The 9,256-nt window shown below is 44.4% G+C and carries 10 protein-coding genes; 7 read left to right on the top strand and 3 right to left on the bottom strand.

Annotated elements, in window-relative coordinates:
- Window positions 1–37: 37 nt before the first annotated feature.
- A complete protein-coding gene (locus tag ACOCD9_RS08060) occupies window positions 38–223 on the top strand; it encodes a PCP reductase family protein (RefSeq protein ID WP_002795651.1) in 186 nt (61 codons plus the stop codon).
- Window positions 224–227: 4 nt separating this feature from the next.
- On the opposite strand, the gene moaA is transcribed toward ACOCD9_RS08060, so the two are convergent.
- Window positions 228–1,223, bottom strand: a complete 996-nt coding sequence (moaA, locus tag ACOCD9_RS08055; RefSeq protein WP_008205102.1) for a GTP 3',8-cyclase MoaA — start codon at window positions 1,221–1,223, stop codon at window positions 228–230.
- Between the two features lie 312 nt (window positions 1,224–1,535).
- Between moaA and ACOCD9_RS08050 the strand changes: the two genes are divergently transcribed.
- The gene (locus ACOCD9_RS08050; RefSeq protein ID WP_419547021.1) at window positions 1,536–2,879 is read left to right on the top strand and encodes a DUF3370 domain-containing protein; all 1,344 of its coding nucleotides are present in this window, start codon (window positions 1,536–1,538) and stop codon (window positions 2,877–2,879) included.
- A 7-nt stretch (window positions 2,880–2,886) separates the two neighbouring features.
- Here ACOCD9_RS08050 and ACOCD9_RS08045 read toward each other — a convergent pair whose 3' ends face one another.
- Window positions 2,887–3,399, bottom strand: coding sequence for a TolB family protein (locus tag ACOCD9_RS08045; RefSeq protein WP_287700127.1), 513 nt, complete (start codon window positions 3,397–3,399; stop codon window positions 2,887–2,889).
- 23 nt (window positions 3,400–3,422) lie between these two features.
- Window positions 3,423–3,638 (bottom strand): hypothetical protein, encoded by a 216-nt coding sequence (locus ACOCD9_RS08040; protein ID WP_002737387.1) that lies wholly within the window; start codon window positions 3,636–3,638, stop codon window positions 3,423–3,425.
- A 479-nt stretch (window positions 3,639–4,117) separates the two neighbouring features.
- Here ACOCD9_RS08040 and ACOCD9_RS08035 point away from each other — a divergent pair, with 479 nt between their 5' ends.
- The 5 genes from ACOCD9_RS08035 to ACOCD9_RS08015 all read left to right on the top strand — a co-directional run bounded on the left by ACOCD9_RS08035 (window position 4,118) and on the right by ACOCD9_RS08015 (window position 9,237).
- Window positions 4,118–5,875, top strand: a complete 1,758-nt coding sequence (locus ACOCD9_RS08035) for a hypothetical protein (protein ID WP_002777855.1) — start codon at window positions 4,118–4,120, stop codon at window positions 5,873–5,875.
- Window positions 5,833–6,801, top strand: a complete 969-nt coding sequence (locus tag ACOCD9_RS08030; protein ID WP_287700126.1) for a DUF1822 family protein — start codon at window positions 5,833–5,835, stop codon at window positions 6,799–6,801. The genes ACOCD9_RS08035 and ACOCD9_RS08030 overlap by 43 nt, the downstream gene beginning before the upstream one ends.
- Before the next feature lie 63 nt (window positions 6,802–6,864).
- Window positions 6,865–7,182, top strand: coding sequence for a DUF433 domain-containing protein (locus ACOCD9_RS08025; RefSeq protein WP_002748414.1), 318 nt, complete (start codon window positions 6,865–6,867; stop codon window positions 7,180–7,182).
- Window positions 7,183–7,196: 14 nt separating this feature from the next.
- The gene (locus ACOCD9_RS08020) at window positions 7,197–7,526 is read left to right on the top strand and encodes a DUF5615 family PIN-like protein (RefSeq protein ID WP_287691780.1); all 330 of its coding nucleotides are present in this window, start codon (window positions 7,197–7,199) and stop codon (window positions 7,524–7,526) included.
- 46 nt (window positions 7,527–7,572) lie between these two features.
- Window positions 7,573–9,237 carry a CHAT domain-containing protein gene (locus ACOCD9_RS08015; RefSeq protein WP_287700125.1) on the top strand — a complete coding sequence of 555 codons (1,665 nt, stop codon included), beginning with the start codon at window positions 7,573–7,575 and terminating at the stop codon, window positions 9,235–9,237.
- The last annotated feature ends 19 nt before the right edge of the window (window positions 9,238–9,256 follow it).

The raw sequence follows: 9,256 nt of genomic DNA, 5'->3' as shown, positions 1-9,256 counted from the left end.
TTTTGGTATAATGGACGGACTACTATATGTTAAATCTATGGAAGCTCTAGATTTTTCCGATCAACTACAATGGACCGCAGAAGCCAAGGCAAAACTGAAAAATATCCCCTATTTTGTTCGTTCCCAAGCGCGTCAAAGGATAGAAGAATTAGCTCGTCATGCCGGTTCCGATCGAGTTACCGTGGAAATGGTAGAACAGGCTAGAATAGAATTCGGACAGTAGATTTTTAGCCGCCAATTTGCGACATAGTACGGGTATAAATGCCACTTGATGTGCCAGAATCACGCAGTTTAAAGTTTATTTCTGCCTTCAGTTCTATTAATTCCCGCACTCTTTCCCTGATTTCTGCCGGCGAAATTCCCTGACGGAGGGCAGTTTTTAGGTCAATTTGTCCGGTTTCGTTGAGGAGACAGGGACGCAACCAACCATCGGCCGAGAGACGTAGGCGGTTGCAGCGATCGCAAAAACATTCCGACATCTGACTAATAAAGCCAATTGTACCCTTAGCCCCCGGAATTTGAAAAACATCGGCTGGACCATTTCCCCGCACTTGACCCTCATTTAAGCCCCATTTTGCCCGAATTCGCCCCCTTAATTCCTCGTTCGCAATCCAAGCTTTTTCTTGAAATAAATCACCGTTACCGATGGGCATAAACTCGATAAAACGGACGTGCCAACGCTTCTCGATGGTCAAAGCCGCTAAATCTTCCACTTCTGCCTCATTTATCCCCGGAATCACCACCACATTCAATTTTAAGGGGTCAAAACCCACCCTCTGGGCTGCTTGAATACCTGCCCAAGTTTTTTGCCAACGACTCCGGCCGCGATTACCGATAATTTTATCGAAAGTGTCGGGGTCGAGGGAGTCTAAACTGATATTAATCCGTCTTAGTCCGGCCTCATACAACATTTCGGCTAAATTGTCAAGTAAATAACCATTAGTGGTCAAGGCTAAATCGCTAGTGGCAGATAAAGAGGCGATATCGCGCACAATCTCCACTACTTCGGGATGTAAGAGAGGTTCCCCACCAGTAAGACGAAATTTGCGGAAACCGAGGGGAATAAAGACATTTTTGACTAAAGTAAGAATTTCCTCCCGGGTGAGTAATTCTTGCGGTCGAACATAGGCCAATTCTGCATCTTCAGGCAGACAATACTGACAGCGAAAGTTACAGCGATCGATTAAACTAATCCTGAGATAGTCAATTTGGTTCCTGTTCACGGGCAAATACTGTTATAAAACTTCATGAATTTATCATAACAATTCCGGCTCGATCGATATCTAGACATCGGGCGAAGTTTCCAGAAAACCACGGTTAAATCTAGATTTTAGTCTATGATGACAATAGATTTGGTCAATGGCAAGAGCCAATAACGATTGGGAAATTTGATAATTTTTCTTGATTGTACTTAACTAAAAAGGTCAGCTAACACCAGAAAGAAATATTAACCAATCCTCTAGATATGGACAAACAGAATACTATCTAAATTGAGCGAGCCAGTAATGCTATGATCAAAAATTAATTATCTTGAGATGGTAATTTCTGTGATGTTACCTTTTTTGCTACCCATTGCCCAAACTCCCCCTAGTGTAGAAATAATCCGACCGGTGCAGGTGCGTCCTTTACCGAATCAACTAGATCAAGTTCCCGTTTTTAATAGCAATAGTCCCGAATTATTGCTAGGAGAAGGGATTTTGCTTTCGACTTTTCCCCCCCAAGAGAAAAGTCTCCCCTCGGCCCATTTAAATTATGCTTTTCAGGGACGCTTTGATATTTTTGCCCACCATGTAGCCAGGGGGAATTTTCCCGATAATTTACGCACCCTTTATTTGGGGATATTACTCCACAATCCCAGTCCTAATCCAGTCACCGTTAAAATTCTGCAAGGGGCTAGTTATTTGAGTCAACCGGATGCAGCTTTTATCGATTTACCGGCACAAGTGGAAAATAATCAGGGGACAGTTTTTGCCGGGCCGGGAAGTCGGGTAATGGGGGATATTTTAATGGGGCAGCGTCAGGATATTTTTCCCGATAGGATTATTATTCCGGCGGGGGAGAGTTTTATGGTCTTAAATGCGGCGATTCCCGTGCGCGATTTGACTCCCCCTTTAAACGGTAGGTCCACTTATCTTCGTCTGGAAAGTGACGGTCTTCTCTACGCTGCTAGTTTAGCTCTTTATGCACCCCTAGACGAAAATGGGCAGGAAAGACCCCCAAATCTGACAGAGTGGCAAAATTTGCTGGAAAAAGGCGATTTATCGACTCCGCGCGATCGAGCGCCCACTCCTCCCCATAGTCAAGGACAGATAATTTATGGACGGGTAGCGGGGGTGTCCCAAGGTTCAGCTTGGCCTGCCCGATTGGTCGATCGAGCTTCTTTATGGTTAAATATTCCTGATTCTGGTCAATCTATAGCCTATGGGATTAGCACCCTACCCGGGGGCAAACTGGGAACGGAACAAAATCAAAGTGCTAGTATGTTAGTTCGCTATCCCGATACGGCCTATCAAGCTCATGGTAATTACGGTGTGGAATATCGGTTAAGTTTACCTCTATTTAATCGAAGTGATGAGGCGAAAACGGTGACTATTGCGCTAGAAACACCGATTAAAGAGAATATTATCGGTCAGGGTTTGCGTTTTCTCGATCCGGCTGCCCCACAAGTGTTTTTTCGGGGAACAGTAGCCGTCAATTATAGCGATGACCAAGGACAGGCACAAAGCAGATTTTTCCATCTCGTCCAAAGACGCGGACAAGAGGGGCAATCTTTAGTGAGTCTGACTATTCCTCCCGGGGATTGGCGTGTAGTACAGGTAAATTTTTTATATCCACCAGATGCGACCCCTCCGCAGGTTTTAACGATTAAGACCGAGTAGAACAAGTTTAAAATTGGCCGTTAACGATCGCAATATTCCATTGACCGTCTTGGTTGGTTTCAAAGGCAATTTGGCGACCATCACCGCTAATGGTGGGATTACGGACGCTTCCCCGCAGGTTAGCGGTTAACAGGGTTGCACGGGACTGGGAACGATCATAAACCATGACATCACTCTTGCCGCGTTCGCTGGAGATATAAGCAATTAAACGACCGTCAGCATTCAGAGATGGCTGATCTTGGCTAGAATCGCTACGATTTAGGTTAGGAAGATTAACTAAGCGCTTTTCTTGCAGATCGAATAGATATATACTACGACGACCGGATCGATCGGAAGCGAAGGCTAAATAGCGACCATCAGCACTATAACTGGGGAATTGATCGGGAGCAAAACTATTTAAACCACCGGCGGGAACTTGGGGAGTGATCAAGAGAGGGGAATTACAGCCACTTATCCCCGATAACAGCCCAAAAGAGGCCAAAAATCGCCCCAGCCAGACAAAAAAATTTTTTTCTTTCATCTTGACTTTTGACCCCAAATGTGCTAGTAACTTTCTTCCTTGCCGACGGTTTTGAGGGTAAGTAGTTGATTGCCTTGACTGAGACTATCGGCGATCGCTTCTCGAATCGGTAGGTCAATACTGGTTTCAGCGAGGATTTCTTGGGCTTTTTGCCGCAAATCTGCCCCGGTATCGGCATCTACTTGGTCTAGATCGAGTAATTCCTGCGATAGCTGTTCGATCGAATTCGGGTTAGTCATAGCTCAGGCTCCCAACAAGCTTAATTACACTTTTATTGTATTGTAAAGAATAAGGCTTCTGTTTGTTTTTGATTTTTCTCAGCGATTAAGGGATTTTGACAAGCAATTAACCTTTCTGATGGATAATCTTCACTCTCAAATTCCACTAAGTTCACTCGATCGAAATAATACTAATTGAATCACTATACACGGCCGCCATTTTAGCCTAAACTTCCCCCATTTGTCTATTTAAGGAATATTACAATAAACACGGGGTATATAAAGAAAAGTTAATGGGTTTATCCATTGATGGATAAGGGTTTTCGGCTATTGTAGTAGATATGTATGGGGGGGAAGTTCAGCAATACTACCCAATCAGCACCCTCAAGTCTGGCGGTTTAGTGGAAGAGCAGTTTATTGTCCGCATGGCAAGAGGAAAGGCTAGAATTAGAGAAGATTTTAGACTTTAATAGCAATTACATTTTCTAAGTAGTACGGCTATGAGCATCAGCGATCCCACTAGCCAAAAAGCCTCGTTAACTCAGCTAAATCGCGCTCTCCGGCACTTTACCGACCGACACGAGTTAACCTTGCGATTTGCAGAATATCTCAACGATGACGAGCTTGACCCCCATAAAATCCTATTCTTCTATGGGGATGGTGGCAATGGCAAGTCGCTGCTGCTGAAATTCTTATTGGAAAATTGTTGCAAGCGCTTTCCTTTAGAAACTTGGACAGAACTTAAAACCAAAACCCATCCTGAAATTGTTGAGTTTATTAAGACAATTACTGACTGGGAAAGTGACTTTCAATTTGTGCCAGCCACACTGTTGGATTTTGAATCCCCAGCCAGGTCATCGCGACCAGAACAACCTCAAGACAATTTCGACGGGCTACTGATTTTGCATAATCAGTTAATAACCAATGCTGTTCGCTTGGGATATAAACTCTCTTTTCCGCTCTATGAATTTTCTTGCATCTGGCATTTAAAACAGACAGGAAAACTCACGAATGAAACTGATATAACTAAGTGGTTTCCTTCACAAGAGTTATTTGTAGTTGGTGGGATTATTAACACAATTAAAACGATCGCTCAGGAGAACAAAGACTTGGCGGCCATACTAGGCTTGCCCGGTACCTTAGCGACACTAACAGCCAGCACGTTGAATCTCATAGCAAAACATTTGGGTAAGGACTTGAATCGTTACCTAAATGGTCGAGGACTCCAGAAAAAAGATTTTCAACGGATCACCGAGTTAGACCCCGATACGGAATTGATTGTTGCTTTACCTAACTTTTTTGCGGAAGATCTCAAGGTCGCCATGCAAAGAGAGGGCGCTCCTGAAAAACTGGTGCTGTTTTTCGACACCCACGAAGCCTTTTGGGGAGAAGGGCGCAATCAAGGAAGTGCCAGATTTTTCAAGCAGGATGAATGGCTGCGGTGTCTGTTGTCGCAGTTGTTGGAGTTGCCCCAAATTGTCATCGTCATGGCAGGACGGGAAATTCCCCAGTGGCATCGAGCCAGCTATTGTTCAATTACAGCGGACAAGTTAGAGTGCAGGCAAGTGTTCAACTTTCAAGTAACCGATGCCCTCGACTACCTACAAAGAGTCGGAATTGAGGATACCCAAGTGCAGCAGAGCTTGATTGCCTATAGTAGTTTTGATGGCGATTCCGTTCATCCTCTCTTGCTGGGGCTATGCGCGGATTTAGTCAGGATGGCGCCAGAAAAAAAAGAAGCCTTTACCGCTGCCGACTTTCAATCCGTTTCCGAGACAGGAGAGGGATTTAATCGGAAATTAGGGATTTTGGTAGAAAGACTCCTGAAATACACAGACAGGGTGTTGGAAGATGCGGTTTATGTCTTGAGTGCCTGTCGAGCCTTTAATGAAGACCTTTACTTTCATCTGGGCGAATCCTTGAAATGCAATCCCTCCCATGCTGCCTTTGACTCGCTCCTCAGTTTTTCCTTCGTCTGGCAGGCAGAACAACAAGGTGAAGGGTGGTATCGTCTTCATCCCTTCATCCGTCGTTTCAACCACGAGCAGAAGCGGGAGCGAACCCAGGCTGCCCATCAAGTCTTGGAGCGGTACTATCGAGAAAGGGGCAATCTGGCTGAAGCTCTCTATCATGCTTACTGGCAAGAACCTCTGAGAGCAAAAGAGGAGTGGATCGAAGTTTTTGGAAAAGCCAACCAACAGGAGGACAATGAACTATGTCAGGCACTAGCGGAAATCAAGAAAGAAATTCCTTTCTAGACGGCCAAATTGCCCAATTAATGGGGGATTATCTAACTCGCTTGCAGCGATATGAGGAAGCTAGGGAGGAATACCAAGAAGCTAGTGAAGGGTATGAAAATATCTCTCCCGCTTCCCCGGACTTTGAGACAGCCCAAAATAACCAAAAAGTAGTTCTGGGAAAACTTAATCGCTTACCAGAGCGGCAGAAATCCAGTCAAGACTACCGTTTAGAAAGGCTCTTTGCTGTTGAAAAGGAACAATCTCGTTCAGTTTCCTTAAAAAGCCGAGTCAATTTGAGCCAATGGTTGCAAAATGTTTTTGAGGAAAGCTGGCAGACGATTGAACAGCTTTTTGCACCTGGAGAACCCTGTTTTGCTTATGCTTATGCCTTACGCGAGCGCGGGGCTGATTTTATGGATTCCAAGACGGTTAGCGATTTAATTGAGACGATTTATACCAGTCAGGAGGAGCATCGCCGCAGACAAGCAGCACTGCGCTTGGGAGAGATGGGAACTGCATCTTCTGAGGTATTGGCGGCTCTGACTCACTTGCTAGAGGCAACTCAGGATGAAGAAACCCGTTGGAGTGCGGCAGAGAGTTTATGGCGGCTCGCTCCGCATAACTTGGCAGGTGGGTTGAGGAGAGTTAAAGATTTAGGAATGCTGATCGGGGAACACCCAGTGACTCTAATGGTGGCTGTCTTGCCTAAAACTGACGCAACGAGGGCGGTTCTTTTAAGGGTTTATCCGATGCGAAACCAGAAATATTTGCCTGCCCACTTACAATTAGTGGTGCTGGATGAGGCTGGGAAAACCTTTTTGGAAACTGAGGCAAGAGAACTGGACAATTACATCCAACTCAAGTTTAGTGGTTCACCGCGAGAACAGTTCAGTGTCAGGGTGGGACTGGGAGAGGCAAATATTACCGAAGATTTTACCCTCTAGCAGAACTTTCCCCCTGAGAAATTGCTAGGAACTAAAGTACAAGTAAACGGAGAAAGTTTAATCATGAAAACCGCACTAACCGAATACAAGCATATTCAAATAGACGAACGCGGGATACCAATGATTGCAAGCTCGACAATGAAGGTGATTGATCTGGTGATGGCTCAGATGGCTTACGGTTGGACTCCTGAAGAAATTCAAATCAACCATCGCCATTTGAGTATGAGTCAGATTCACTCAGCCTTCGCCTACTATTGGGATCATAAAGAGGAATTGGACGGGGCGATCGCTGCCGATCTGGAGTATGCCCAAAAAATGCGGCACTCAGCGATCGAGTCGCCTTTTGTGGCCAGACTTAAAACACAAGGAATTCTCAAGTGAGCCTCAAACTTTATATGGATGAAAACGTACATGGAGCCATCACGATAGGATTGCGCCTTCGAGATGTTGATGTGCTGACAGTTCAGGAAGATGGTTATTCTGGTAGCCCTGACCCCGTAATTCTAGACCGATCAACAGCACTAGGAAGAATTGTTTTTACACAAGACAGGGATTTCTTAGTTGAAGGGAGTCACCGTCAGACAGTAGGAATAGACTTCGCTGGAGTTGTTTATGCTCATCAGTTAATGGTTTCAATTGGCGACTGCATACGCGACTTAGAACTCATCACCAAACTGGGAAACCCCGAAGAATTTGTGAATCGCATTCAATACTTACCCTTTTAAATAGGCGATCTATTAATATTTTTTTTAACAACGACAGGTGGTAGCAATGGTTAAGTTAGTGACTGTTAAATTGGGAGAAGGCAACTGGGAACAGGGATTTCCTGTTATCCTGCAAATTGCTGAGGAAGGCTCCCCTCCTTCGATCGAAGTTACAGGTAAATTGCCAAGCGCTCCGGAAATTCCCCAAAACTATGACCAATGGCAGTCTAGTTATAGACATTTGCCTGTTGTTGTCAGGCTAACAGCACCTGCTACCCAAATTACCAATGTTTCCACTACTGCCGACTGTCGCCAGACCCTTCAAACTTTGCAAGATAGCCTCAAACGCTGGCTGAACTCCGAGTCGTTTCGTCCGGTGAGAGAGCGTCTGTTAGAGAATTTGAACCGTTCCGAACCCATTCGCTTCATCATTCAAGCTGGGGATGGCTATTTGCGGCGGCTACCTTGGAATTTGATTGAGTTCTTTGACCATTATCCCAAGTCAGAGGTTGCGATCGCCGCTCCTGTCTTTGAAAAAATTGTTAGCCCACCTTCCCCCACCAAAAGGCTGAGAATCTTGGCAATTTTAGGCAATAGCGAGGGCATTGACGTGACGGCAGATAGACGCTTCTTGGAGAATTTGCCAGGGGCTGAGACGGTTTTTTTGGTAGAACCGCCTCGACAAAAGATTAGCGAACAACTTTGGGAACAACACTGGGACATCCTTTTTTTTGCCGGACACAGCCATACGGAAGGGGAAGTGGGGCGCATTTATATTAATCAAAGGGAAAGTTTGACTATCGGTGAGTTAAAACATGGTTTGAGGACAGCGATCGAAGGGGGGTTACAGTTAGCCATTTTTAACTCTTGTGATGGGTTGGGGTTGGCCAAGGAATTGGAGAATTTGCAAATTCCTCAAGCGATCGTCATGCGAGAACCTGTACCCGATAAGGTGGCACAGGAGTTTTTAAAGCATTTTCTCAAGGCATTTTCTAGGGGTAAATCTTTGTATTTGTCGGTGCGGACGGCGAGAGAACGTCTAGCTGAAGAAGGATTAGATACGGAACTGCCGGGGGTGATGGGGCTGCCCCTTATTTGTCAAAATCCTGCTGCTACTCCTCTGGTTTGGACAAGGAAGAAGAAGCTATCAATACTTTATCAGGGTAAGCTGGTTATCGGTGCTTTAGCTTTGGGGGCTGTTTTACTGTTAATACCAAAAATAATTACAATTACTTCCCCTTATCGGGTCTATGACCCGAATAAGGAACAGTTGAATGCTGACCTTAAAATTTCCTATCCCAAAAACTGGAAAATTACATATCCCAAAAGTTGGCAAGCGATACCTGGAGAGCTAATAAATGGGGAAGTAGTTCAATTTGTTGCTCCAAAAGATAATATATCAAAATCTTTTCCTGCGATGGTTATAGTTAATATTCATTCCTTAGAATCCCCTACTACACTAGATGAATTTACTAAAAAGACGGTCAATCAAATTAGTCAAAAATTTACGCAAGACTTTATTACTAAACCAATCCCCGCTAAGTTGGGTAAGTTAGATGCTATGCAAATTATTTATACTGAACAACAGGGAGGTAAAAAAATTAAAATCAAACAAATTTTGTCATTAACGGCAAATCACGCCTACATTATTAACTATAAAGCGGAATCAGAAAATTTTTCTGAACTTGAGGGAACTGCTCAAAAAATAATTAATTCATTCACTATTGATTAAACTCTGTTTTTGCAGTTAG

Source organism: Microcystis sp. (assembly GCF_048564745.1).
Lineage (GTDB): Bacteria > Cyanobacteriota > Cyanobacteriia > Cyanobacteriales > Microcystaceae > Microcystis > Microcystis ichthyoblabe_A.
The sequence above is the reverse complement of the archived record's forward strand: the minus strand, read 5'-3'. Positions and strand labels throughout refer to the sequence as shown.

What these genes read in the sequence shown, in the direction of transcription:
- ACOCD9_RS08030 (WP_287700126.1), top strand. Translation starts at nt 5,833, where the DNA reads ATGTCAGGCACTAGCGGAAATCAAGAAAGAAATTCCTTTCTAGACGGC.
- ACOCD9_RS08050 (WP_419547021.1), top strand. Translation starts at nt 1,536, where the DNA reads ATGGTAATTTCTGTGATGTTACCTTTTTTGCTACCCATTGCCCAAACT.
- ACOCD9_RS08040 (WP_002737387.1), bottom strand. Translation starts at nt 3,638, where the DNA reads ATGACTAACCCGAATTCGATCGAACAGCTATCGCAGGAATTACTCGAT.
- ACOCD9_RS08015 (WP_287700125.1), top strand. Translation starts at nt 7,573, where the DNA reads ATGGTTAAGTTAGTGACTGTTAAATTGGGAGAAGGCAACTGGGAACAG.
- ACOCD9_RS08020 (WP_287691780.1), top strand. Translation starts at nt 7,197, where the DNA reads ATGGATGAAAACGTACATGGAGCCATCACGATAGGATTGCGCCTTCGA.
- ACOCD9_RS08060 (WP_002795651.1), top strand. Translation starts at nt 38, where the DNA reads ATGGAAGCTCTAGATTTTTCCGATCAACTACAATGGACCGCAGAAGCC.
- ACOCD9_RS08025 (WP_002748414.1), top strand. Translation starts at nt 6,865, where the DNA reads ATGAAAACCGCACTAACCGAATACAAGCATATTCAAATAGACGAACGC.
- ACOCD9_RS08035 (WP_002777855.1), top strand. Translation starts at nt 4,118, where the DNA reads ATGAGCATCAGCGATCCCACTAGCCAAAAAGCCTCGTTAACTCAGCTA.
- ACOCD9_RS08045 (WP_287700127.1), bottom strand. Translation starts at nt 3,399, where the DNA reads ATGAAAGAAAAAAATTTTTTTGTCTGGCTGGGGCGATTTTTGGCCTCT.